A 23573-nucleotide genomic window follows, 5' to 3' on the forward strand; every position below is an offset into this window, starting at 1 on the left:
AAAGCAGGAAGTTAGCCGAACATACTGGTGGAGTGCTTAGGCTGGACGCGTGCTGTCGGGTCGATGTAGTTCTTCGCGTTGTTGACAGCCGTCGGACCTTCGCCGAAACCGGAAGCGATCAGCTTCACTTTACCCGGATACGTACAGATGTCTCCGGCGGCATAGATGCCTTCGATATTCGTCTCCATCTTCTGATTGACGACGATGCTGTTCTTCTCTATGTCTAGCTCCCACTCTTTGATAGGGCCGAGAGAGCTGATAAAGCCATAGTTCACGATGAGATCATCGATATCGATCGTTTCTTCCTGTTCACCTTTGACTTCCTTCAGCACCACCTGATTGATCGTATCGTCTCCGACCAGTTTCTCAGGAGTGAATGGCGTCATCGTGCGTACGGTTGAATTCTCGAGCTGCTCCACGCTGTGTTCGTGAGCCCGGAAAGCTGCTCTCCGGTGTACGAGTGTTACCTGATTCGCAATAGGCTCGAGCATCAGGGACCAGTCTACAGCAGAGTCGCCGCCACCACAGATCATAACGTTCCGGTCGCGGAAACGTTCCATATTATTTACGTGATAATGCAGGTTCGTCTCTTCGAAGCGCTCGGTGTCTTTGATCTTCAGCTTCCTAGGTTCGAATGCACCATTCCCTGCAGTGATGATGATCGTTTTCGTGTAGTGTACGTCTTTGTTCGTGGTAAGTTTGAAAGAACCGTCTTCCTGTCTTTCCACAGTCTGTACGGCTTCACCGAGTGTGACGTCAGGATCGAACGCCATAGCCTGTTCGGTGAGGCTGTCCACGAGCTCCTGAGCTCGAACTTTCGGGAAACCGGCTACGTCGTAGATGAATTTTTCGGGGTATAAAGCTGTGAGTTGTCCTCCGAGATGAGGCAGGCTTTCGATTATATTAACGGAAGCTTGACGCATTCCTCCGTAAAATGCAGTAAACAAGCCAACAGGTCCACCGCCGATTATCGTAATGTCATGAACTTTTTCACTCATTAGGGAACCTCCTGTATATAGTGAGAATCATTTTCATACTTCTTCGCACATTACTAACAATAGATAATTATTGAAAGAATCGCAAGTGAAAGGTTGAAAAACAATGAAAAAAAAGCTAATATGTTATCTGAGACATATTACGAAATCGTGACAATTTTTTATAGCTATCTACATTTGTGCCCGAGTGTGTGAAAAATGTCACAAGCATAGGCTCAAAAAATCTTAAAATGGATGTGATCGGAAATGAACAGACCTAATATCGTTATTTTAGGTGCCGGCTACGGTGGGATCATGACTGCCGCTAAGCTGCAGAAGAAGCTTAGTGCCGACAATGCGAACATTACGCTAGTGAACAAGCACAGCTACCATTACCAGACGACATGGTTGCATGAGAATGCTGCCGGAACCCTTCATCATGATCGTACGAGAATGGAAGTGGACAGTGTCATCGATACGAACAAGATCAACTTCGTGCAGGATACTGTTACCGGAATCGACCCGGATAATAAGAAAGTATCCCTTCTGAATGATGAACTTTCGTATGACTACCTTGTGATCGGTCTTGGTTTCGAAGCGGCTACATTCGGAATCCAGGGACTTCTTGAGAATGCGTTCACGATCAACAGCATTAACAGTGCCCGTCTGATCCGTCAGCACATCGAATACAACTTCGCCAAGTACAACAATGAAAAAGACAAGAAGCAGGAACGTCTGAACCTTGTTGTAGGTGGCGCAGGATTCACAGGTATCGAGTTCGTAGGGGAGCTTGCCAACCGTGTCCCTGAACTTTGTAAAGAATACGACGTGCCACGCGAAAACGTACGTATCATCAACGTAGAGGCTGCTCCGACAGCACTTCCAGGTTTCGACCCTGAACTTGTCGAGTACGCGATGAACTCCCTTGAAGCTCGCGGCGTTGAATTCAAAATCGGTGCGATGATCAAAGAAGTTACATCGGACAAGCTTGTGTACGAACAGGATGAAGAGATCGAAGAGATTCCTACCAACACAGTCGTATGGGCTGCAGGCGTACGCGGTAACACGCTCGTCGAAGAGGCTGGATTCGAATCCAACCGTGGCCGTACACCAGTACGCGACGATCTTCGCCCGAACGGATATGACGATGTTTTCATCGTAGGGGACTGTGCCCTTATCATGAACGAAGAGACAGAGCGTCCTTATCCACCGACAGCTCAGATCGCTATCCAGGAAGCAGAACATACAGCTGAGAACCTGAAGCGTATCGTTGAAGGAAATGACCATCTTGAACCGTTCACACCGAACATTCAGGGTACTGTCGCTTCTCTTGGACACAACGACGCGATCGGTGTCATTTTCGACGATAAGAAGATTTACGGCTGGTCCGCGACAGCGATGAAGAAAATCATCGACAACCGCTACCTGTTGAAACTTGGTGGCCCGGGACTTGTGCTTAGAAAAGGGAAACTCAACTTCTTCAAATAATATCAGGAAGCAAAGGCTCACGTTTGGGCCTTTGCTTTTTTTAGGGAAAGACCGAGGCGCTTGCGCTTTTATTATAGTAGTACTACAATGAGGCTTGTATGTAGTGAGAGTAGGGGGAAGAGAATTGGATATTGTGCAGTTTGCGGTTTCCATCTTACTGTTTTTCGTATTGTTTTTCGGCATATCGTTTTTACTTAATATGATCCTGCGGATGTCGTGGTTCATGCTGTTCGTCTATCCGGCAATCGTTTTCCTGATTGTGGATGACTTTCCGTTGAACCGGTATTTCAGAGAACCCGGAGGAGCGATCAGTGATGTCTGGTCCACCATTTTATCATTGAGTATCTTTGATATCATTATTTTGGTGAGCGGGTTCGCAGGCACGGTGGTTGCGGGGATGGTTATCCGTCTCCTTCGTAAAAAAGGATATCAAATGTTCTAAAGCATCTGAGAGGTTCGGATGCTTTTTTATTTTGCATTAAAAAAGGGAAGGCGTCTGCCTTCCCCTTCAGTATGCCAGGTAATGTACGAAAAAAGTCAGCACAACCCCGAAGACTCCTCCTACAAAGACCTCTATCGGCTGGTGACCGAGCATTTCCTTGATTTCTTCACGCTTTTCGAATTCTTCTTTCGTGCCCCATCCTTTGGCCTGCTCCACAAACCGATGGAAATCGTTCAGCAGGATGTTCAACATGATAGCCTGCTCCCCCGATTGACGTCTTACACCGGTGGAATCGAACATGACGATGATCGCAAAGACGGTGGCCACAGCGAACATCGTGGAATCGAAACCCTGTTCCACACCTACCCCTGTAGCCAGTGCAGTAACGGCAGCGGAGTGACTCGAGGGCATGCCGCCTGTGGAAAAAGCGAGTTTGCCGTCGATTTTCCTCGACGCAATAAATGATATAGGAATTTTGATACCCTGAGCGACTACAATCGCAAGAAGTGCTGCCCAGAGAGGGAAGTTGTAGAGGATCTCCATAGTCGTCCGTCAGCCTTTCTCAGAAAACTTGATTAATGGTAAAACTATTATACTTGAAAAAAGAAGCCTCCTGCAATGAGGAGGTTTCTTCTCAAAAGGAAGATCAGTCCTGGATTACGGCATCCAGTGCGATTTCCATCATATCTGTAAAAGTCGTCTGACGTTCTTCGGAAGTCGTTTCTTCTCCCGTAAGGATATGGTCACTTACTGTCAGTACAGAAAGTGCCTGACGGTTGTATTTCGCCGCCAGTGTATAAAGAGCTGTCGTTTCCATTTCTATTGCGAGTACGTTATAGTCCGCAAGTTTCTGCGTAAATTCTTTGGCATTATCGCGGTAGAACTGGTCACTGGTGAATACATTACCTACGTGAAGGTTCATACCTTTCTTTTCACCGACTTCATAAGCGTTCTTCAATAGGTTGAAATCTGCGCTCGGGGCGAAGTCAACATTGTCGAACGTGGAACGGTTCATGCTGGAGTCCGTGGAAGAAGTGTTGGCCAGGATGACGTCACGCACGTTAACATCCTTCTGGATCGCTCCACAGGAACCTACGCGTACAAGCTTCTGTACGTCATAAGCTTCCATCAGTTCATTGACGTAAATGGAGATGGAGGGTACACCCATACCTGTTCCCTGAACGGAGACTCTTTCCCCTTTATATGTACCGGTATATCCGTACATTCCACGTACTTCGTTATAGCATACAGCATCTTCGAGAAAATTCTCCGCAATATATTTGGCACGAAGCGGGTCTCCCGGTAATAGTATTTTATCAGCGATATCTCCCTTATTAGCTCCAATATGTGTTGTCATTAAAACGCCTCCTTATATTCCTTCACTCATATCTAAATTATCATAACGCTTTCTATAAAACAAATGACTGATACCTGGGGGACTGCTACAATATAAGTATCAATAGAAATAAGTTTCGTCACATATGTCAGGGGTATCTGAATAGGACGAACGGCTTGTCAAGGAGGCAGCGGAATGAATATTTCAGTTTCCCAATTGCCGGGAATCGGACAGAAAATCAGTTTCAAAACGGCAGAAAATAGTCAAATAGTGCTTATCGTTCATCACACAGGGAAAAGGGAACTATACCTGTTTGATGATGCCGATAACGAAGAGGCGGATTTTGCCATTGATTTGACAGCAGATGAAACACGTGAGCTTGGAGCACAATTTCTTGGTGCTACTTACCAGCCGGTGAGTGCGGATAAGTTGAAGATGTTCAAGAACTCGATCGTCATCGACTGGATTGAGCTGAGAGCTGAATCTGTACTTGCAGGGAAGACGATTGAAGAGTCTGAGATCAGAAATCGTACAGGTGCTACGATTATAGGCATTGTGCAAGGGGATGAAACCATCGCCATTCCGGAAGCGGATCAGGTGCTTTCACCAGGGAATGTGTTGATGGCTATCGGCAAACAGGAGCAGCTGGATGTGCTGCAGGCGATGTGCCAAGGAGAGGAAGGATAACCTGTGCATGCGGAATTTCCGTCCTTGCTGGGAGCAGGGCTGATACTGCTTGGAATATTTTATCTAGGATACTTGAGTATAAAAATCAAATTACCCAATGTCATTCTGTACATACTGCTCGGGATCATCTTGGCGGATGTACTTACGGATAACAAATTACTATACTTTGCAGGAGAGATCGGAATTGTCCTATTATTCTTCCTGCTCGGTCTGGAGTTCAACGTTAACAGGCTCGGAGGCATAGCTAAAAAAGTCTGGCCGGCCGGGTTGCTGGATGTTTTTCTAAGCCTCGGGGTGACGACTCTGATAGCGATAGGCTTCGGGCTTGACTTTTTCTCGAGTCTTCTTGTCGGAGGAATCGCTTATGCTACGAGTTCCTCTATCACAGCAAAATTACTGGATGATCGGGAACGGATGGCAAACGCAGAAACGGAATTCATGCTGGCGATTCTTATTTTCGAAGATGTCGTTGCACCGATTGTCGTGGCTGTGCTTGTGGGCATGAGTACGGGAGATGCTTTTACAGCCGGGGCTTTCGGAATACTTATCGGGAAGATCTTACTTTTGACCCTCGGGGCAATCATCCTCGGGAAGACAGTGTTCAAACGGTTTGAAATATTTCTCGACAGAATTGCGGACCAGGATTTCAAAATAGCACTGCTTATCGGTATTTCGCTATCTTACGCTGGGCTGGCTTTATACTTAGGATTATCCGAGGTGCTGGGAGCTTTTCTTGCAGGAATGATGCTTGCTGAAATCGGCAGGATTGAAAAAGTGGAACAGACCGTTTTTCCTATCAGAGATTTGTTTCTTCCCACATTTTTTATATACTTCGGAACAACGGTGGAGCTCGGAGACGGTGTACCCATGGCTGGTCTCCTGGCGGTCGTGCTTCTCTGGTCCATCTGTGCGAAGATCCTGCTTGGTGTCATAGGAGGACCCCTGTACGGACTGTCGAGACGAGCTTCCTTACGTGGAGGACTTTCCATGTGTTCAAGAGGAGAATTTTCCGTGGTTATTGCTGCAGTGGCTACCGGGACCTTGAAAGTGTTCAGTGGTATGTATATAGTGATAGCGGCTTTTATCGGTATGGTGTTGTTTGAACAAGCGCCCAGGTTGACGAACATGGTCTACGGGAAGCCGGTGAAGAAAAAGAAGAATCTGAAAGTACCTGGAGAGTAGAGAAGGGAGTCCTTCTCTGCTTTTTTTGTTTAGATGAGGGGGGATATGAGGTGGTTTTACTGTTCTGCAACATCAAAACTACCGTATAAATTTCTTAATGAGGTATTTTTTGAAGAATGTGATGTGAAAATATATGAAATGCTGAAGAATGAGGTGTTTCGTATGATCTGAATGAAAAAAATACAGGATAAAGCCGGGGCAGCAAGAAATGCTTATGACTGAGGTTTCTAAACGCTCTTCTCCGCTTTTCTTACAGGTCCAGTTGCATCACCCAGAAACCCGAGCCATAAGTAGCCCGGATCAAAAAAGGAAGAGCGCCTTTTTGTGACCGGGCTACTTATGACTTAGGTTTCTAAGCGGGGTGATTCCACACTCCTTACTTAAAATACTGAGTTTCCAAGTCCTCGAGTTGATGAAGGGCTTTCTGGTTGAATTCGGTGTCGCGGCGCATGAGTTTTTCCTTGAAGTTCTGGACGGACTGTTTCAGTGATTCTTCATATTCAGGAATTTCACCATCGAACGGATGGACCGCTTTTTTGTCTACGTTCGCCTTTTCGTGGTGACTGAGTGCTTTTCGCTGATGAAAGAACACTTCTTCCGTCTGGCCCGGATTGTGCAGATCTCCCTGGGCCGGGTGAGTGTGGACGGCGAGGACTTCTACGAGAAACTTGGCTCCCCGGTCTTCTTTCACTTTTCCTATGTATGTTCCTGTTTTGTAAAAAGCTTTTACCGTGTCTCCGACTTGTACATCTTCCATATGACTTCGACTCCTTTCTTTCTTACCGAATGATAACACATCTCCTGCCATCCTCGTCCATTCTTTGTTATAATAAGCGAAGAAGGAGAGTGGTACGTGATGATGGACTTTCTGTATTTTCCTCAGGACAAGGCCGAGTATATTCCGGCATTGCTGATGCTTGCATTATTCATGGCAGCTGCTGTTGCGACCGTTTATATATTTATGAAGGCTTCTAAAAAAGAAGAGGATCATTTGCCCGATCACTTGAAAGATGATCCTCATTATTATGAAAGAGAATAGCTGAAAGAAGCCCCGTCGAGAGTGACGGGGCTTCTTATATAGAATTCTATGCTTTTTGTACAGCCTGGATAAGACGCTCTACCCCTTCAACTACGGTTTCCTTTGGAGCGGCTATATTCATCCGCATGAACCCTTTTCCTTCTTCTCCGAAGGAAGCTCCGTCGTTAAGTCCAAGCTTCGCTTTTTCCTGCATGAATGTCTTCAGTTCTTCATGCTCGAGTCCAAGACCACGGCAATCGAGCCAGAGAAGATACGTGCCCTCAGGTTCTATGACCCGAATCGAATCCGTTTCCTTGTGCAGGCGATCGCGTGCGTAAGTGACGTTTTCAGCCAACTTCTCACGTAAACCTTCAAGCCATTCTTCTCCGTCTCTGTAAGCTGCTTCGAGTGCAGTAAGCCCGAGCGTATTCAGCATGTTGATGCCCTGGCCATGGAACTGTCGTTCAAGGCGCTTGCGTTTCTTTTTATCTTTTGCTACGACATAAGAAGCTTGAAGTCCCGCCAGGTTAAACGTCTTCGTCGGTGAATAGCACGTAACGGTGGCTTCATCGATATCCTCAGATAACGAAGCGATGGATGTGTGCTCATTCTCACCGAGAACAAGATCGGCATGGATTTCGTCGGAAAGAATCGTCACTCCATGTTTCAGGCAGATATCCGCCATTTTTTGAAGTTCTTCTTTCGTCCATACGCGTCCAATAGGGTTGTGGGGGCTGCAAAGGATGAACAAGGATACATTATTTTTTTCAATTTTCTGTTCGAAATCATCGAAGTCGATCTCATAGCGTTCTCCGTCGAACGTAAGCTGATTTTTGACGATGTGGCGTCCATGATTCTTCACAATACTGTAAAAAGGCGGGTATACCGGTGTCTGGATCAGAACGTGGTCGCCTACTTCGGAGAGAGCCTGGACGAGCATATGTAGACTTGGCACGACTCCCGGGCTATAGAAGATCCAATCTTTTTCTATTTTGTAGTCGTAGTGGTTGCTTACCCAATCCACAATGGTCTGTTTCACTTCATCATCAGGCATGGTATAGCCGAAAATCCCGTGGGAGACTCTGTCCTGAAGAGCTTTCGTGACGGCTTCCGGTACCTGGAAGTCCATATCGGCGACCCACATCGGAAGAACGCCTTCGTTTTTGAATAGCATATCAGCGAAATCCCACTTCACGGATCTCGTACCTTTGCGTTCGATTACATCTTCGAAATTCGTCAATCTCTTCACCTCATTCACTTTTGATATACGTATATCTTAACGGAAACGGAAGAGGTTTGTTAACTGTCGTGGCTCATAATCCTTAAAAAAGCACAAAAAAAGAGCAAAGCGACAACAATATGTATCGCTTTGCTAACACAGGGGGAATACGAGAAAGTCTTACATTACACAATATAGCCGCTGAAACATATAGTTAAACATCTTTTTCAAAAAAAGTTTAGGAAAACTGTTTTTGAATAATAAGAAGGCTTGTGCTATAATCAGTAATTGCGTGAAAAGATACGAACAATAATTAAATCAGGAGTTGTATAGTATGTCAGAGAAGTTTCAAGAAGGTCAAGTTGTAGAAGGTAAAGTTACAGGAATTCAACCGTATGGTGCATTCGTCGCTTTGGACGATCAGGTTCAAGGTCTCGTGCACATTTCTGAAGTAACACACGGTTTCGTTAAGGATATCAACGAGCATCTATCTGAAGGTGACGAAGTTGAGGTTAAAATTCTGAACATCGATGAAGCGAAGAATAAATATTCTCTTTCTATCCGTGCGACACAGGAAGCTCCGAAGCGCGCGCCTAAGCAGAACCAAAGGAACCAACAGGCAGCAGTGCAGAAGGAAGATCAAGCTGGTTTCAACACATTGAAAGATAAGCTTGAAGACTGGATCAAACAGTCCGACGACCGTAAAAAATATCGCAACTAATAGCAAGGAATCCGGAGCTTAAAGGCTCCGGATTTTTTTAATGCTACGATTCCATAGCTGGTTCTTTTTTGTCGTTCGGTCCCCAGTTGAAAAAAGAGAAACCGATGATACCTGCGAGACCTACTAGGGTATATATCGTTCTTGCTACCGGGTTCATCTGTTCCCCGCCTCCGAATAGACCTGCTACCAGATCATATTGGAATATGCCGATCAGGCCCCAGTTGATGGCCCCGATTAATATGACGATAAGGGATATGCGTTGCAATGTGTTCATATGATCCACCTCCTCAGATTAGTTTGCACCTATTCGGCTGACGCATGCATTTCTTTTGAGAAAGCTGACCAGGTCCGTCATAATGTAGTCGAAGCCAAAGGAGGAATAGTCATGAAGTCTTTTGTTTTTCATAATCCAACGAAGTTGATTTTCGGAAAAGATCAGGTGGAGTCACTCAATGATCATTTACCGGAACATACACAGAACGTGCTCCTCGTATACGGAGGAGGAAGCATCAAAAAGAACGGCGTCTATGACCAGGTCATGGAGCAATTGAATAAAAAGGGAGTAACGGTTACGGAACTCTCCGGAGTCGAACCCAACCCGAAGCTTACCACTGTCCATAAAGGTGTAGACTTATGCCGCGAGCACAACATCGACTTTATCCTTGCTGTCGGTGGCGGGAGTGTCATTGATGCAGTGAAGACGATCGCTACAGGTGCGAAATATGATGGAGACGCCTGGGACCTTGTTACGAGAAAAGCAGTTCCGCAGGACGCTCTTCCGTTCGGAACCGTACTGACGATGGCTGCTACAGCGAGTGAAATGAACGGCGGATCGGTCATTACGAACTGGGAAACGAATGAAAAATACGGATGGGGCGCTGCTCCTTATACGTATCCGACATTCTCGATTCTCGATCCTCAGAATACGGTGACTGTACCGAAAGATCAGACCGTATATGGTATCGTCGATATGATGACGCACTTGATGGAACAGTATTTCCATGAAGAGACACAGTCTCCCGTACAGGATGAAATGATCGAAGGGGTGCTTCGTGCGATTATCGATACGGCACCGAAGCTTCTTGAAGACCTATCCAATTACGATCATCGTGAAACGATCATGTACGCAGGCACTCTCGGCTTGAACGGCATGATGCAGATGGGTTACAAAGGGGACTGGGCCTCCCACAATATCGAACATGCTGTCTCCGCGGTGTATGACATCCCGCACGCCGGTGGGTTGGCTATCCTGTTCCCGAACTGGATGGAGCACAATGTGGACGTACAGACACATCGTTTCGCCCGGCTTGCAGAGAAAGTGTTCGGTGTCGAGACACAAGGGATTTCCGAGAAAGAAGCAGGTCTTGAAGGCGCGAAAGAATTGAGGAAGTTCTGGAATTCTCTCGGTGCACCGGAAACACTGGCTGATTATGAGATCACGGACGAGAAGTTCGATACGATTGTCGATCGTGCGATGAAACGCGGACCGTTCGGCAACTTCTCTCAGCTTCAGGAAGAGGATGTTTACCGTATTTTGGAGCTTTCCAAATAAGATGAAGATTGTATGAACCGGCAGGGAGCCCTGCCGGTTTTTTGTAATTATAAGGTAGTTCCTGCGTGTTATGAGACGGTTTTTCAGAACGCTGAAGAAAAAATATCTAATAATTCTGTATTTCATACATATTGCCATCATTTTTCATGAAAAATATCGGGTTCCTTAAGATATGCCACGGTTTTCTGTGTCTGGTAGGAAAAACCACTTCATAATTTTATCTGAAGAAGAAAGCGTTTACTGAGAGAGGCGCGCTTGATTTACATTCTTTGATTCTGTAAAGTAAAAAAAGAGAACATAATGACGACCGGGAGGGAAAGGTATGACACACGTACGTTTTGACTATGACAAGGCCCTTACTTTCATGGGAGAGCATGAAGTAAGCTATATGCAGGATGCAGTAACGCTCGCTCACCGTGCGCTTCACGAAGGGACAGGCGTAGGTAATGACTTTCTGGGATGGCTCGATCTTCCAAGAGACTATGATAAGGAAGAGTTCGCCCGTGTCGAGAAGTCTGCAGAGAAAATCAAATCAGATTCTGATGTGCTTCTGGTGATCGGTATCGGTGGCTCTTACCTGGGAGCGCGCGCGGCTATCGAGATGTTGCAGCACAGTTTCTATAATGAGCTAGATAACCGTGATACACCTCAGGTATTCTTCGTAGGAAACAATATCAGTTCGGCTTACATCAACGATCTTCTAGAACTGATCAAAGATAAAGACGTATCCCTCAACGTAATCTCCAAGAGTGGTACGACGACGGAGCCAGCGATCGCTTTCCGTATCTTCCGTAAGTTCCTGGAAGAGAAATATGGAACAGAGGAAGCGAAGAAACGCATTTATGCAACGACAGATAAAGAAAAAGGTGCGCTTAAAACGTTAGCAGACGAAGAAGGTTACGAGAGCTTTGTCGTACCGGATGATGTAGGTGGCCGTTATTCCGTACTTACAGCCGTAGGTCTCCTGCCGATCGCAGCGGCCGGCATTTCCATTCAGGACATGATGAAAGGCGCAGACAAGGCACGCGAAGAGCTTGCCGATGATTCGCTTGAAAATAATCCTGCGTATCAGTACGCGGCGGTGCGTAACGTTTTCTACAATAAAGGAAAATCGATTGAGATGCTCGTCAACTATGAGCCGGCGCTTCAATATTTCTCCGAATGGTGGAAGCAGCTCTTCGGCGAGAGCGAAGGAAAAGACCAGAAAGGGATCTTCCCTGCTTCAGCGAACTTCTCCACGGATCTTCACTCTCTTGGACAGTTTATCCAGGATGGTCGTAAAGATCTGATCGAGACGGTACTTCATGTTGAGTCTCCGAAGTCAGATTATACGATCGAAGCGGAAGACAACGACCTGGACGGTTTGAACTATCTCGCAGGTAAGACGATTTCTGAAGTGAACGAAAAAGCGTATCAGGGGACGATGCTTGCTCACACAGATGGTAACGTACCGAACCTGATCGTTCACGTACCGGAGATGGATGCTTATACGTTCGGGTATCTTGTATACTTCTTCGAAAAAGCTTGTGCCATCAGTGGCTACATTCTCGGTGTGAATCCGTTCGATCAGCCGGGAGTGGAAGCATATAAAAAGAATATGTTCGCCCTTCTCGGTAAGCCTGGCTTCGAAAAAGAAAAAGAAGAACTGGAAAAACGTCTATAATGAAAAGAAATGCTTGCGCCGACTGGTGCAAGCATTTTTATTTTACGGGCATACTGAAAGACAGGAGGGATTCAGTATGGAAAAGCTATCTTCACAGCTTGAAGGCCGTGAATTTATGTTCAAAGAAGTGAAGGAAGCCCTGGAGAAACTGGGGTTTGTTCTCGCTTCGAATTGGGATACGGAACACGGATATTTCGACTACGTTCTCGAGACGGAACCCGCGATCGAAGTGCTCCGCATTCCTTTTGCAGCCGAAGACTTCGAAGGGGAAGAAAGTGGAGGTCACGTAACAATTACCTGCCCCTTCCTTCTGAAACATCAGTACGAAGCTGGGAACGACATAGATGCGAAGGGAGGAGCGATCCGGGGTATGTTCGATCAGTTCCAGAACCCTACGGACAAGGATGCAGCGGTAGACAGTGGAAAGATTGAGCAAGGGAAACAGGTATTGGAGCATGCGGAAGTTTTGCTGATGGAATGAAACTTGCTATGATAAGAGGGAAGGGAGAGGGTACATATGACAGAAAGAAATACGGACTTTTTACTGGAACTATTGAATACGGCTTCACCATCAAGCTATGAGATGGAAATCCAGCATAAATGGATGGAGGCGATGAAGCCTTATGCAGATGAAGTACGGACGGACAATTCAGGGAATGTAATTGCGGTGAAAAATCCGGAAGCTGAAGTTAAAGTGATGCTTGCGGGGCACTGTGATGAAATTGCGCTCGTCGTGAACCGGATCGGTGACGACGGCTACATCTATATCTACAAGATGGGTGGCGTTAATCCGAAAGCGGCAGTCGGAATGAAAGTGGAGATTCTGGGAGCACACGGCAACCTGTCCGGTGTGATCGGAGTGAATGCCCAGCACCATGGTGGGCTGAAAGGGGATTTCGAGCTCGATGATCTGTTCATCGACTGCGGAGCGAAATCGAAAGAGGAAGTGGAGAAATATGTTCAGATCGGTGACCTCGCGATTTATAAAAGAACGCCTGAAGTGATGATGAACCGCTATGTTTCCGGAAGAGGTCTGGATAACCGGACCGGCCAGTTCATCGTAGGAGAAGTGATCAGACGCCTGGCTGACGAAGAAGTGAACGTCGGTGTGTACGCGGCGAGTACGGTGAATGAAGAGACGAATATGGGCGGTGCTTATTTTGCGGCAGCCGGAATCGAGCCGACGATGGCGATTGCTTGTGATGTGACGTTCGCTACGGATTACCCTGGTGTGGACAAGAAAAAGCATGGAGATGTGAAACTTGAAGAAGGCCCTGTGCTGGCCAAAGGAGCTCCGATCAACCGGAATATGAACGCGATGCTTGAGGGTGCCGCTGAACAAAGGAGTATTCCTGTCCAATACGAACTGACTTCAAGAGCCACCGGTACGGATGCCGATCGTATGCGTCTGACAGGAAAAGGAGTGCCGGTAAGTCTCGTGTCTTTACCGTTAAGGTACATGCATTCCCCTGTAGAGACGGCAAGTTTCGAGGATATCGAACAGTGCATTGAACTGCTGGTGACGTTCATCAGAAACATGGATGGGACAGAGAGTCTGAACCCTTTGGATCTGAAATAGAAGTTGAGGAGACCGCCGGGTGGTAACCGGTGGTCTTCCTATGTAGAGGGGTGTGGGCGGTTATGGGACAGTTTTCGTTCGAGAAGAGAGGAAAACACTTCATATTATTTGGTATCCGATGAATTCGAAGCTCCGTCTCATAGAAAGTGTCTCATAATTTAAATTACGGGATGTTTTTCTTCCTGACGAATCAATTTTCGTCTTATTACCCTTTCATCAGCTATAAAAAGAGCGACCGATCGGCAAAATGCCATCGGTCGCTCTGTTATTTACGCTTCTTCCTCTTCGTCGACACGGTTCCGGGCTGTCGGCATCGCTTCGAGACGTTCTAGAGGAATGTCTTTTCCGGAAATTTCACTCTCTCCGTACGTTCCTTTTTCTATCTTCTCCAAAGCGTCGACAGCAGCCATATACCTTTCTCTTGCCGCATCAAAAAGGGTCTGTTCTTTGGCTTGTTCGTGCATTTCTGTACCGGAATCTGCAGGGTGGTCCTGCACACTGGAAATATCTCCGGTGTTGTCTTTCGAGTATTCTCCGTTTTCGTAGTACTCGTGATGACGCTCCATCTCTTCTTCGGCTTCATCTTTGATTTCTAGTAGTCTATTTTTAAAATAGTCCAGTTGTTCTTCAGATAAATTCATCGATATCCTCCTTACGTTTTATAGGGGGACGACTCCAAGCGTGCACCGTGATACAGAAAGTGGCTGTTCCTCTTCATCTGTAACCTCTATCGACCATACCATCGTGCGATTTCCGAGGTGTACAGGGGTAGCAGTAGCATATACAAGACCATCCCGTTTACTTTTGATGTGATTGGCGTTGATCTCGATACCGAAAACCTGTTGCTTCTGTGTATCGATGTTGAGGAAACCGCCGATACTTGCGGCAGATTCAGCCAGAGCCACGTTAGCTCCTCCATGCAGGAAACCCATCGGCTGATGAGTCCTGGTATCCACAGGCATGGACATCCGGACTTTCTGAGGGTCCGCCTGAAGAACTTCCATCCCCAGTGTTTCCATTAAAGTGTTTGTTAACATCTCTTTCATGAACATCATTCCTTTCCAGTTTTCCCTTACTTCTGTGAATCAAACCTGTGTATGTAGCTTTCTTCATTAAAAAAAGATGGGGAGACCCCACCTTTTCATTATCCCAAAAATACAGATATTAGCAATGATATTCCGAGTAACATTCCATAAAATGTGTTCGTCTGTGCCGTGCCTTTCATTGCCGGCATCATCTCTACAGGACTTCCCTTGCCGGAGAAACTCTTAACAGCTCTTATCGCATGGACGGCGCTCAACAGGGAGATCAGTGACCACCATGGCAGCATGCCGAGGAACATATAGAGAATCGTCAAAGCGTAAACGAGGATGAAATTCGCAGCCAGGAAAGTGACAGCTCCTTCATGCCCCAAAAGAATGGCCAGCGTTTTCCTTCCATTTGCTTCATCCCCCGCTCTATCACGGATGTTGTTAGCCATCATAATGGCTCCGATACAGATGGCTATCGGGATAGAAATCGCGATCACTCCCCAGTTGATCACTCCTGCCTGGATATAATAGGCGATACCCACGATGACAGGTCCCATAAAAAACCCGGCTACAAGTTCACCGAAAGGGGTATAAGCGATAGGGAAGGGTCCTCCAGTGTACAAGTATCCTATCATCATGGATACGGATCCGATGACAGCGATCCACCAGCTCGATAAGATACAGATATAGACGCCTAATAGAACTGCGATGGCAAAGAAAGATAATGCGAGGAATAAGACCGTTTTCGGGCGGATGCCATCACGTACAATCGTACCTCCGATGCCTACGGATTCCTCGTTATCGAGGCCCCGGACGTAGTCGTAATATTCATTGAACATATTGGTTGCTGCCTGAATGAGAATCGACGCCAGCATCATGGCAAGAAAAAGACCGAAGGCGATTGTGCCATTCCGGTCTACGACAGCGACCATCGTACCTACGAAGACAGGTACGAAAGAAGCGGTCAGCGTATGGGGGCGTAATAATCGCCACCAGACATGGAAGCCGCCGCGCTCATTCAGAGAAGCCTGGATGTCGTTAGTTGAACCCGAACTCATGAAGCTTCTCTCCTTTTCAGTAATGTCATTCTAAGTTTAGGCAAACAGCCAGGTGGTGTCAATCTATGTAATATTTTAGAGGATTGTCTACGGATTTCTTGAGTCGCGGGATAAAAGAGAATAAAATAGAAGAAGATATGCCAAGCTGTCCCCTGTGGATAGGAGGAAAACTATGCTACAAGTAAAGACTTTTCATATAGAAGATAAAATACGCAAAGTTCATAAAGAAGCGCAGAGAACCAGACAGTCCCTACTATTGAGTGTCACTGAGAAGATAGAGGGAATGGATCCATTTGCATTTTTCGAAAGTGGGAAACAGATAGATGAACACCGTCATTTCTGGAAGAGTGCGGATGAAGACTTCACACTGGTTGGAATCAGCAGTGCTGTAAGTATAACGAAAGAAGGGGAGGACCGTTTCCCCGCTATGGAAAAGGACCTTCTTGGATGGATGAATCGCGTGCGGTCATGGAACCCTTCCGATAAGAAAGGAACGGGAGCTGTAGCACTTGGAGGCTTCGGCTTCTGCGAGGTTTCCGTTGCCGGAGAGCCGTGGGAAACATTTCCGAACAGCAACATGACCATTCCGAAATTTCTACTGACGAATGACCGCGAGGGATCATACCTGACGACGAATCTTCTACTTACGCCGGAGGAAGACGTAGAGGAGATTTCGATGAGTGTCGAAGAAGAGAAAGAACGGCTGCTTCACCCCGTGGAGGAAGAAGGGGTGTCTGTACGCCTCGAAGAGATTGAAGAGGTACGCCCTGAAGAATGGAAACAGACGATTGCAGAAGCGACGGAAGATCTTACGAAAGGATCTCTCAGAAAGGTGGTACTGGCTCGGGAAGTGAGATTGACGTTCGATGCTCCCGCCTCCATCACGAAAGTGTTGCAGGACCTTTCTGAAATGCAGAACGCCAGCTACGTATTCTGCTACGAGCACGGAGGTGCCTACTTTGTCGGAGCTACCCCGGAGCGGCTTGTAAAAGTTGAACATGATGAATTGTTCTCGGCCTGTCTTGCAGGAACGACTCTCCGGGGAGATACAGAGGATGAAGACGACGAACTCGGCGACGAACTTTTACAGGATGAGAAGAATCGGGTCGAGCACGATTACGTTGTCCAGATGATCCGTAGTGCCGTTGAACAGTATGCCGAAGAAGTCGACGTACCTGAGGGGCCTTCCCTTTACAAATTGCGCAACCTGCAACATTTGTATACACCTGTGAAGGCCAGGTTGAAAGAAGGATACTCTCTTCTTGATGTAGTGAAGGATCTGCATCCTACACCGGCTCTCGGAGGTCTGCCTCAACAGGAAGCGGTGGAATATATCAAAAATCATGAAGAGATGAACAGAGGATGGTATGCGAGTCCGATCGGCTGGATCGATGGCGGACGAAACGGAGAATTCGCTGTGGCTATCCGTTCTGCTCTCCTTCATGATAATAAAGCATCCCTATTTGCAGGGTGCGGGGTTGTAGAGAGCTCTGACCCTGAATCGGAGTATGAGGAAACGATGGTTAAGTTTAAACCTATGTTGGCCGTTTTAGGAGGAAAAGAATGAGTTACACGGAACATTTGACAAGATATACGACTCACTTCATCGATCAGCTGGCTGTGTCAGGAGTGAAGCATGCGGTCATTTCTCCCGGCTCACGCTCTACGCCGCTTGCTGTGACGATGGCAGAATACGATGGAATCAGGCACTGGGTCCAGCTGGATGAACGATCAGCTGGATTTTTTGCCGTCGGACTGGCTAAGGAAAAGCAGGAGCCGGTCGCACTGATCTGTACGTCCGGAACGGCTGCTGCCAATTACTTTCCTGCCGTTATTGAAGCCTATTACAGCAGAGTACCTCTGATTGTCCTGACTGCCGATCGCCCCCACGAATTGCGTGACGTCGGAGCGCCTCAGGCCATCGACCAGATTCACATGTATGGGGACTATGCGAAATGGTTTCACGATATGCTCATTCCTGAAGAGAATAGAGAGCTGTATGCCAGAAAACAGGCAGCCCGCTCTGTAGAAGAAGCTTTACGGGGGCACGCAGGCCCGGTACAGGTGAACTTTCCTTTCCGCGAACCGCTTATGCCCGACTTTACTTTAGAGGGACTGTGGCGGGGAGATACGGTTTTTCCAGAGCCGAAGAGAGGCGTCCGCATGCTTCAGGAGGCTGAGCTCACTGATTATGCAACCCGATTCAGCGGTGAAGAAAAGGGTCTTATCGTATGTGGACCCCAGACAGATCCGCATGCTGCAGAATGGATTGCAAAACTTGGAGAGAAGTTGGGTGCGCCTGTATTCGCCGATCCGTTATCCCAAATGCGCGCCGGGAGTTTTTCGAAAACGAATGTCATTACGCATTACGATTCTCTTTTTCGTTCTGAACGCTTCGGTGATTGGTTGGAGGATGTGGATTATGTGATCCGCTTCGGCGCTATGCCCGTCTCTAAAGCCTACCTGAAGTGGGTTCAGCGCACAGAAGACACAGATATGTATGTCGTCGACAGTGACGTAAGTTCCCGCGAACCTGCAGGGGTATCTACGGAATTCATATGGGCGGATCCTCTATCATTCTGTAAGGACCTCCTCCCTCTGGTGGAAAGCGGAAGCGACACTTTTCTTGAGAATATGAAAGAACTGGACAGCGAAGCAGCAGAAGTCATGCTGGAGAAGGGAAAAGACGAATTGTATGAAGGGGAAGCGGTACATGAAGTTTCAGGCTTGCTTGACCCTGGGTCTCTTCTATTTGTCGGAAACAGTATGCCGATCCGGGATGTCGATACATTCTTCCCGGCGGTGGATAAGGATATTTCCATATTCGCGAATCGAGGAGCGAATGGCATTGACGGTGTCACTTCGACAGCGGCAGGTCTCGCCGCAGGAGGTCGCAGAGTGACTCTTCTCACCGGGGACGTGTCGTTCTTTCATGACATGAACGGCCTGCATGCTGTTAAACGGTATGGTCTGGATTTGACGATTGTTCTTTTCAATAACAACGGAGGAGGAATCTTTTCCTATCTTCCTCAAGCCAGTCATCCTGAGCACTACGAAACGCTGTTCGGAACTCCCCTGGATATGGACCTTAGTCACGCTGTCCACATGTACAAAGGGACGCACAGAAAAGTCGGGACGAGACAAGAGTTCGTTCAGGCTTTTCAGGAAGCATCACAGGAAAAGGGTCTATCTGTCGTCGAGGCATTTGTGAGCAGGGAGACGCACGTAGCTTATCACCGGAATAAATGGACACTGTTGGACGAAAAAGTACGGGACAAGGTGGGAAACGATGAATCTCACAGTGAATGATCGGACATATTGGGTAGAGGATGAGGGCTCGGGACCACCGCTCCTTTTTCTTCATGGGTTCACCGGAAGTACGAACATATGGGAAGAAGTGAAGGGCCATCTCCCTGGGTTCCGTATGATAAGGGTGGACTTGCCGGGCCACGGCAAAACGGGAGATATCGGAGTCCTATCTATGGAAGAAGTAGCCTGTGATCTGAAAGCGATGCTCCAGGAGTTGAACATAGAAAGACTCTCTGTCGCCGGCTATTCGATGGGAGGGAGGACGGCTCTGTTTTTCGCTTCCATGTATCCGGACATGGTAGACAGACTTATACTCGAGAGTGCCTCCCCCGGGCTTCGAACTGTGGAAGAAAGAAAGGAACGGATACGGAAAGATCGCAATGTCATCGATCTCTTGGAGAATCATGGCATAGAAGCTTTTACCGATAAGTGGGAAGAGTTGCCTCTATTTGAGTCCATCAAAGAATTGCCTGCTTCCCGCCGACATTCTCTTCGCAAAGAACGGCTCGCTAATGATGGAAGTGGACTGATCGCTTCTCTCGAGGGGATGGGGACAGGGGTTCAACCTTCTCTTTGGGATGATCTGAAGACTCTTGATAAGCCCGTATGCCTTATAGCGGGGGAGAAAGATGCCAAATATAAGAAGTTGAATGAAGAGATGGCAGAGATATTTCCACAAGCACAGTTGCACCTCGTGAAGAATGCCGGACATATTCCGCATTTAGAAAAACCGGACATTTTCTCTGAAATCGTTCGGCAATTCATGATATAATTCCCTAGGAAGTGTTAATTAAGAGTTACATATAAAGGAGGACGTTTCATGTCTGTAGAATGGGTTCAGCAACATGAATATGAAGAAATTCTATATGAGACTTACGGAGGGGTCGCCAAAATCACGATCAATCGCCCGGAAGTCCGCAATGCTTTCACACCACTTACGGTTCGTGAATTGATCGATGCATTCACACGTGCCCGTGACAATTCCAATGTAGGAGTCATCGTTCTTGCCGGTGCCGGAGATGATGCATTCTGTGCCGGGGGAGACCAGAGAGTACGAGGCCACGGCGGCTATGTAGGGACAGATGAAGTGCCACGTCTAAACGTGCTCGATCTTCAACGTCTGATCCGTGTCATTCCGAAGCCTGTCGTTGCGATGGTATCCGGTTATGCCATCGGTGGCGGTCACGTCCTGCACGTCGTCTGCGACTTGACGATTGCGGCGGACAACGCTGTATTCGGTCAGACAGGCCCGAAAGTCGGAAGCTTTGATGCCGGATATGGTGCGGGACTGCTCGCACGTATCGTCGGTCATAAGAAAGCCCGTGAAATCTGGTACTTGTGCCGCCAGTACTCTGCTAAAGAAGCGGAGGATATGGGTCTCGTCAATACGGTCGTACCTGTAGATCGTCTGGAAGAAGAGACACTTCAATGGTGTAAAGAGATGCTCGAGAAGTCTCCGACTGCTCTGCGGTTCCTCAAAGCTTCTTTCAACGCAGATACAGACGGTCTTGCCGGTCTTCAGCAAATGGGTGGAGACGCTACGCTATTGTACTATACAACGGAGGAAGCGAAAGAAGGAAGAGATGCGTTCAAGGAAAAACGCAAACCTGACTTCGATCAGTTCCCGCGTTTCCCATAAGTCGAGAAGGAAGGAGCGTCTGAATACAGGCGCTCTTTTGTTTGTACAGGCAGTGCAAGTGAAAGAGCGCAGGTATGAAAGAATGCCCAGTAATTTCAAATGATAGAGAGGAGACTTTTCCATGACAGTCATGCCGCATTGGTTAAGCAAGCAGTCGTTTCTTCAGCCGGACAAGTCGGCTGTCGAATACAAGGATGGATCGTTCGTTACGTTTCGAGAATTGGAAAGGAGAAGCAAAGAGATGGCAGGCGTTCTCTACAACATGGGAGTGAGGGAGAAGGATCATGTCGCCATACTCTCCCCGAATGATCCATCTTTTATGGAAATCGTCTATGGACTCAGTTACCTCGGAGCGAGAGTCGTACTTCTGAATGTACGTCTCACATCTCAGGAGCTCCTTTATCAGGTGAATGATGCAGAGGCGAGCCTCCTCCTTTTTGAACCTTCCCAGTCGGACAAGGTGGAGAGCCTTCGGGAAGAACTGCAAGTCGTTTCCTTTTCAGATCTTGAGGGAAAGGCGACTGTTCCTGGTTTGAAAGAAGAGATCGACCTGGATGAAGTATTCACGATGATGTACACCTCCGGGACGACGGGAAATCCGAAAGCGGTTCTGCATACATACGGGAATCACTGGTTCAGTGCCATCAGTTCCGCCCTGAATCTCGGTCTTACCCAGGATGATAAGTGGTTGCTCAATCTTCCGGTTTTTCATATAAGCGGATTCTCGACCCTTATGAAAAATGTCATTTATGGTATGACTATCGAATTCCATGAATCCTTTGAGGAAGATGAAGTTCTGCGTAGCATGAAAGAACGGGGAGTTACGATGATTTCCGGTGTTTCCGTTATGCTGGAGCGGTTAATCGATGTGGTCGCCAAAGAGGATATCCCGTCTTCTTTTCGCTGCTTTCTGCTCGGGGGGGGACCGGCGACGAAACATTTATTAGAACGGGCGCAGGATAAGAATATTCCTGTATTCCAGACCTACGGCATGACGGAGACGACTTCTCAGATTGCAACATTAGCACCTCAGGACGCTGTTCGGAAGCTCGGGTCTGCAGGTAAGGCGTTAGCTACAGCATCTTTGTACATTGAAGCAGAGAAAGGGTACGTCGGAGAAATCATGGTAGCCGGACCTATGGTATCAGAAGGCTATTATAAAAAAGAACGGCGACAGGGACGCTTTTTCGCTACGGGGGACATGGGATATCTCGATGAAGAAGGATTCTTATACGTATCCGGCCGTAAAAAGGAAATGATCATCTCAGGGGGAGAAAATATTTACCCTGCTGAAATCGAGAACGTGCTTGCCGGTGTAGAAGGAGTGGAAGAAATCGCGGTTGCAGGAGTGAGCGATGAAACGTGGGGAGAAGTCCCGGCTGCTTTTGTTTCCGGAAGAAACGTGAAGCGGGAGGCGATCATCTCCCGCTGTAAACACGGATTGGCCCGTTATAAGCACCCTGCCTATATCTTCCGGGTACCCCAACTGCCGAGAAACGCCTCCAATAAAGTATTGAAACGAAGATTAGTGGAAATGGTCGAAGCAGGTGATCTGGATGAACTTGAGTGAAGCGAACCTCTATCATATTGATGTGCCGATGAAACAGCCGTTCACGACTGCTCACGGGAAACTTGAGAGCCGGGAAGTAATCATCGTCGAATTGACGGATGAATCCGGTCGGAAAGGGTATGGAGAGATTTCTGCTTTCTCTTCTCCCTTTTATACGGGAGAAACGGTGAAAACGGCCTGGCACATTTCACAAACGTACTTGTTGCCTTATATCAATAGGAGAAACTCGCTTTCCCCTTTGTTCGATACAATCCAGGGGCACCCCATGGCTAAAGCGGGGATAGAGCAGGCCTGGTACGATTTGCTCGCGAAGCAGAACAATGTAAGCCTCTCGGAATTCATAGGCGGAGACCGGCAAAAAGTGGCTGCCGGTGGTGTTATAAGTCTGTCTGGTGATCCCTCGGAAGAGCTTGATAAGGTGAAAGATGCCGGCTTTCAGCGTGCGAAAGTGAAAGTGGAAAAAGGCAGGGAACGTGAACAGTTAGCACTTTTAAGAGAGAACGATAAGGATTTTCCGCTCATGATTGACGGAAATGGTGCGTACGATTCTATTGATTCTTTTCTCAACCTCGATGATCTGAACCTTCTCATGATTGAACAGCCGTTCCGTCCAGGGGATTTCTATTTGCACCGGATGCTTCAGGAAAAAATGCAGACCCCGATCTGTCTGGATGAATCGATCAGAAGTTACGCCGATGCTGAGCAGGCATATGCGCTTGCGGCCGCGCAAATCTTCAACATAAAGATAAGCCGGGTGGGAGGCTGGTCGGAAGCCTTATCGATTCATGAGTTGGCGATGGAAAATGATATTCCTCTCTGGTGCGGAGGAATGGTAGAGACGGGTATCGGGAAAGCGCACAGTCTGGCTCTCGCCTCTTTGCCCGGGTTTACGCTTCCGGGAGACTTGTCGGGGTCGGATCGTTATTTCGAGCAGGATATATTGAAAACTCCTATACGTATGGACCACGGATATATCGATGTTCCGCAAGGCATAGGTATAGGAGTAGAACCGGACATGGAAGTTATATCCAGGATGGAGCTGGATCGATATACTTTTACATATTGAAAATGATTCTCAAATTCATTGACAGAAAACTCTTTTCTT

The 23573-nt window shown here is 47.4% G+C and carries 25 protein-coding genes; 16 read left to right on the plus strand and 9 right to left on the minus strand.

Annotated features, from left to right (window positions below; all coding sequences use genetic code 11):
* Positions 1-11 precede the first annotated feature (11 nt).
* Positions 12-998, minus strand: coding sequence for an NAD(P)/FAD-dependent oxidoreductase (locus tag BLQ44_RS12835; RefSeq protein WP_093194307.1), 987 nt, complete (start codon positions 996-998; stop codon positions 12-14).
* Between the two features lie 243 nt (positions 999-1241).
* Here BLQ44_RS12835 and BLQ44_RS12840 point away from each other — a divergent pair, with 243 nt between their 5' ends.
* Positions 1242-2462, plus strand: a complete 1221-nt coding sequence (locus BLQ44_RS12840; protein ID WP_093194308.1) for an NAD(P)/FAD-dependent oxidoreductase — start codon at positions 1242-1244, stop codon at positions 2460-2462.
* A 133-nt stretch (positions 2463-2595) separates the two neighbouring features.
* Positions 2596-2904 (plus strand): YuiB family protein, encoded by a 309-nt coding sequence (locus tag BLQ44_RS12845; protein ID WP_407690376.1) that lies wholly within the window; start codon positions 2596-2598, stop codon positions 2902-2904.
* Positions 2905-2970: 66 nt separating this feature from the next.
* On the opposite strand, the gene BLQ44_RS12850 is transcribed toward BLQ44_RS12845, so the two are convergent.
* Together BLQ44_RS12850 and deoD are read right to left on the minus strand one after the other, a co-directional pair.
* Complete coding sequence (locus tag BLQ44_RS12850; protein ID WP_093194310.1) at positions 2971-3447, minus strand: divergent PAP2 family protein; 477 nt, start codon at positions 3445-3447, stop codon at positions 2971-2973.
* Between the two features lie 103 nt (positions 3448-3550).
* Positions 3551-4261 carry a purine-nucleoside phosphorylase gene (gene deoD / locus BLQ44_RS12855; protein WP_093194311.1) on the minus strand — a complete coding sequence of 237 codons (711 nt, stop codon included), beginning with the start codon at positions 4259-4261 and terminating at the stop codon, positions 3551-3553.
* A 174-nt stretch (positions 4262-4435) separates the two neighbouring features.
* Between deoD and BLQ44_RS12860 the strand changes: the two genes are divergently transcribed.
* Positions 4436-4927 (plus strand): cation:proton antiporter regulatory subunit, encoded by a 492-nt coding sequence (locus tag BLQ44_RS12860; protein WP_093194312.1) that lies wholly within the window; start codon positions 4436-4438, stop codon positions 4925-4927.
* A gap of 3 nt (positions 4928-4930) precedes the next feature.
* Complete coding sequence (locus BLQ44_RS12865) at positions 4931-6109, plus strand: cation:proton antiporter (protein WP_093194313.1); 1179 nt, start codon at positions 4931-4933, stop codon at positions 6107-6109.
* A 376-nt stretch (positions 6110-6485) separates the two neighbouring features.
* On the opposite strand, the gene BLQ44_RS12870 is transcribed toward BLQ44_RS12865, so the two are convergent.
* Positions 6486-6866, minus strand: a complete 381-nt coding sequence (locus tag BLQ44_RS12870) for a kinase-associated lipoprotein B (RefSeq protein WP_093194314.1) — start codon at positions 6864-6866, stop codon at positions 6486-6488.
* A 99-nt stretch (positions 6867-6965) separates the two neighbouring features.
* On the opposite strand from BLQ44_RS12870, the gene BLQ44_RS12875 reads away from it, so the two are divergent.
* Positions 6966-7148: a hypothetical protein gene (locus BLQ44_RS12875; RefSeq protein WP_176757519.1), complete on the plus strand. Its 183-nt coding sequence runs from the start codon at positions 6966-6968 to the stop codon at positions 7146-7148.
* A gap of 46 nt (positions 7149-7194) precedes the next feature.
* Here the strand turns inward: BLQ44_RS12875 and BLQ44_RS12880 are convergent, their stop codons facing one another.
* A complete protein-coding gene (locus BLQ44_RS12880; protein WP_093194315.1) occupies positions 7195-8367 on the minus strand; it encodes a MalY/PatB family protein in 1173 nt (390 codons plus the stop codon).
* Between the two features lie 313 nt (positions 8368-8680).
* Between BLQ44_RS12880 and yugI the strand changes: the two genes are divergently transcribed.
* Entirely contained in the window at positions 8681-9067 is a 387-nt protein-coding gene (yugI, locus tag BLQ44_RS12885; RefSeq protein WP_093194316.1) for a S1 domain-containing post-transcriptional regulator GSP13, read from the plus strand.
* A 43-nt stretch (positions 9068-9110) separates the two neighbouring features.
* Here yugI and BLQ44_RS12890 read toward each other — a convergent pair whose 3' ends face one another.
* Complete coding sequence (locus BLQ44_RS12890) at positions 9111-9341, minus strand: DUF378 domain-containing protein (RefSeq protein ID WP_093194317.1); 231 nt, start codon at positions 9339-9341, stop codon at positions 9111-9113.
* A gap of 111 nt (positions 9342-9452) precedes the next feature.
* Here BLQ44_RS12890 and BLQ44_RS12895 point away from each other — a divergent pair, with 111 nt between their 5' ends.
* The 4 genes from BLQ44_RS12895 to BLQ44_RS12910 all read left to right on the plus strand — a co-directional run bounded on the left by BLQ44_RS12895 (position 9453) and on the right by BLQ44_RS12910 (position 13861).
* A complete protein-coding gene (locus tag BLQ44_RS12895) occupies positions 9453-10619 on the plus strand; it encodes an iron-containing alcohol dehydrogenase (protein ID WP_093194318.1) in 1167 nt (388 codons plus the stop codon).
* Positions 10620-10941: 322 nt separating this feature from the next.
* The gene (locus BLQ44_RS12900) at positions 10942-12282 is read left to right on the plus strand and encodes a glucose-6-phosphate isomerase (protein WP_093194319.1); all 1341 of its coding nucleotides are present in this window, start codon (positions 10942-10944) and stop codon (positions 12280-12282) included.
* A gap of 76 nt (positions 12283-12358) precedes the next feature.
* Positions 12359-12763, plus strand: a complete 405-nt coding sequence (locus tag BLQ44_RS12905) for a YugN family protein (protein WP_093194320.1) — start codon at positions 12359-12361, stop codon at positions 12761-12763.
* A 36-nt stretch (positions 12764-12799) separates the two neighbouring features.
* Positions 12800-13861 (plus strand): M20/M25/M40 family metallo-hydrolase, encoded by a 1062-nt coding sequence (locus BLQ44_RS12910; protein WP_093194321.1) that lies wholly within the window; start codon positions 12800-12802, stop codon positions 13859-13861.
* A gap of 269 nt (positions 13862-14130) precedes the next feature.
* Here the strand turns inward: BLQ44_RS12910 and BLQ44_RS12915 are convergent, their stop codons facing one another.
* From BLQ44_RS12915 to BLQ44_RS12925, 3 genes are all read right to left on the minus strand, one after another.
* Entirely contained in the window at positions 14131-14502 is a 372-nt protein-coding gene (locus BLQ44_RS12915; RefSeq protein ID WP_093194322.1) for a TraR/DksA family transcriptional regulator, read from the minus strand.
* A gap of 18 nt (positions 14503-14520) precedes the next feature.
* Positions 14521-14907, minus strand: a complete 387-nt coding sequence (locus BLQ44_RS12920; RefSeq protein ID WP_176757517.1) for a PaaI family thioesterase — start codon at positions 14905-14907, stop codon at positions 14521-14523.
* 98 nt (positions 14908-15005) lie between these two features.
* Positions 15006-15950 (minus strand): 1,4-dihydroxy-2-naphthoate polyprenyltransferase, encoded by a 945-nt coding sequence (locus BLQ44_RS12925; protein WP_093194323.1) that lies wholly within the window; start codon positions 15948-15950, stop codon positions 15006-15008.
* A 172-nt stretch (positions 15951-16122) separates the two neighbouring features.
* Between BLQ44_RS12925 and BLQ44_RS12930 the strand changes: the two genes are divergently transcribed.
* The 6 genes from BLQ44_RS12930 (at position 16123) to menC (ending at position 23534) form a co-directional block, all read left to right on the plus strand.
* Positions 16123-17517, plus strand: coding sequence for an isochorismate synthase (locus BLQ44_RS12930; protein ID WP_093194324.1), 1395 nt, complete (start codon positions 16123-16125; stop codon positions 17515-17517).
* On the plus strand, positions 17514-19259 hold the full coding sequence (gene menD, locus BLQ44_RS12935; protein ID WP_093194325.1) for a 2-succinyl-5-enolpyruvyl-6-hydroxy-3-cyclohexene-1-carboxylic-acid synthase: 1746 nt from the start codon (positions 17514-17516) through the stop codon (positions 19257-19259). Before BLQ44_RS12930 ends, menD begins: the two co-directional genes overlap by 4 nt.
* Complete coding sequence (gene menH, locus BLQ44_RS12940; protein WP_093194326.1) at positions 19240-20031, plus strand: 2-succinyl-6-hydroxy-2,4-cyclohexadiene-1-carboxylate synthase; 792 nt, start codon at positions 19240-19242, stop codon at positions 20029-20031. Before menD ends, menH begins: the two co-directional genes overlap by 20 nt.
* Before the next feature lie 48 nt (positions 20032-20079).
* Positions 20080-20898, plus strand: a complete 819-nt coding sequence (gene menB, locus BLQ44_RS12945; protein ID WP_093194327.1) for a 1,4-dihydroxy-2-naphthoyl-CoA synthase — start codon at positions 20080-20082, stop codon at positions 20896-20898.
* A 121-nt stretch (positions 20899-21019) separates the two neighbouring features.
* Entirely contained in the window at positions 21020-22468 is a 1449-nt protein-coding gene (locus BLQ44_RS12950) for an o-succinylbenzoate--CoA ligase (protein WP_093194328.1), read from the plus strand.
* Complete coding sequence (menC, locus tag BLQ44_RS12955) at positions 22455-23534, plus strand: o-succinylbenzoate synthase (RefSeq protein WP_245688169.1); 1080 nt, start codon at positions 22455-22457, stop codon at positions 23532-23534. The genes BLQ44_RS12950 and menC overlap by 14 nt, the downstream gene beginning before the upstream one ends.
* The last annotated feature ends 39 nt before the right edge of the window (positions 23535-23573 follow it).

The sequence above is a fragment of the Salimicrobium halophilum genome (assembly GCF_900100295.1).
Lineage (GTDB): Bacteria > Bacillota > Bacilli > Bacillales > Halobacillaceae > Salimicrobium > Salimicrobium halophilum.

Coding starts and splice junctions, on each gene's coding strand:
- BLQ44_RS12835 (WP_093194307.1), bottom strand. CDS start 998: ATGAGTGAAAAAGTTCATGACATTACGATAATCGGCGGTGGACCTGTT.
- BLQ44_RS12840 (WP_093194308.1), top strand. CDS start 1,242: ATGAACAGACCTAATATCGTTATTTTAGGTGCCGGCTACGGTGGGATC.
- BLQ44_RS12850 (WP_093194310.1), bottom strand. CDS start 3,447: ATGGAGATCCTCTACAACTTCCCTCTCTGGGCAGCACTTCTTGCGATT.
- deoD (WP_093194311.1), bottom strand. CDS start 4,261: ATGACAACACATATTGGAGCTAATAAGGGAGATATCGCTGATAAAATA.
- BLQ44_RS12860 (WP_093194312.1), top strand. CDS start 4,436: ATGAATATTTCAGTTTCCCAATTGCCGGGAATCGGACAGAAAATCAGT.
- BLQ44_RS12870 (WP_093194314.1), bottom strand. CDS start 6,866: ATGGAAGATGTACAAGTCGGAGACACGGTAAAAGCTTTTTACAAAACA.
- BLQ44_RS12875 (WP_176757519.1), top strand. CDS start 6,966: ATGATGGACTTTCTGTATTTTCCTCAGGACAAGGCCGAGTATATTCCG.
- yugI (WP_093194316.1), top strand. CDS start 8,681: ATGTCAGAGAAGTTTCAAGAAGGTCAAGTTGTAGAAGGTAAAGTTACA.
- BLQ44_RS12890 (WP_093194317.1), bottom strand. CDS start 9,341: ATGAACACATTGCAACGCATATCCCTTATCGTCATATTAATCGGGGCC.
- BLQ44_RS12895 (WP_093194318.1), top strand. CDS start 9,453: ATGAAGTCTTTTGTTTTTCATAATCCAACGAAGTTGATTTTCGGAAAA.
- BLQ44_RS12900 (WP_093194319.1), top strand. CDS start 10,942: ATGACACACGTACGTTTTGACTATGACAAGGCCCTTACTTTCATGGGA.
- BLQ44_RS12905 (WP_093194320.1), top strand. CDS start 12,359: ATGGAAAAGCTATCTTCACAGCTTGAAGGCCGTGAATTTATGTTCAAA.
- BLQ44_RS12910 (WP_093194321.1), top strand. CDS start 12,800: ATGACAGAAAGAAATACGGACTTTTTACTGGAACTATTGAATACGGCT.
- BLQ44_RS12915 (WP_093194322.1), bottom strand. CDS start 14,502: ATGAATTTATCTGAAGAACAACTGGACTATTTTAAAAATAGACTACTA.
- BLQ44_RS12920 (WP_176757517.1), bottom strand. CDS start 14,907: ATGAAAGAGATGTTAACAAACACTTTAATGGAAACACTGGGGATGGAA.
- BLQ44_RS12925 (WP_093194323.1), bottom strand. CDS start 15,950: ATGAGTTCGGGTTCAACTAACGACATCCAGGCTTCTCTGAATGAGCGC.
- BLQ44_RS12930 (WP_093194324.1), top strand. CDS start 16,123: ATGCTACAAGTAAAGACTTTTCATATAGAAGATAAAATACGCAAAGTT.
- menD (WP_093194325.1), top strand. CDS start 17,514: ATGAGTTACACGGAACATTTGACAAGATATACGACTCACTTCATCGAT.
- menH (WP_093194326.1), top strand. CDS start 19,240: ATGAATCTCACAGTGAATGATCGGACATATTGGGTAGAGGATGAGGGC.
- menB (WP_093194327.1), top strand. CDS start 20,080: ATGTCTGTAGAATGGGTTCAGCAACATGAATATGAAGAAATTCTATAT.
- BLQ44_RS12950 (WP_093194328.1), top strand. CDS start 21,020: ATGACAGTCATGCCGCATTGGTTAAGCAAGCAGTCGTTTCTTCAGCCG.
- menC (WP_245688169.1), top strand. CDS start 22,455: ATGAACTTGAGTGAAGCGAACCTCTATCATATTGATGTGCCGATGAAA.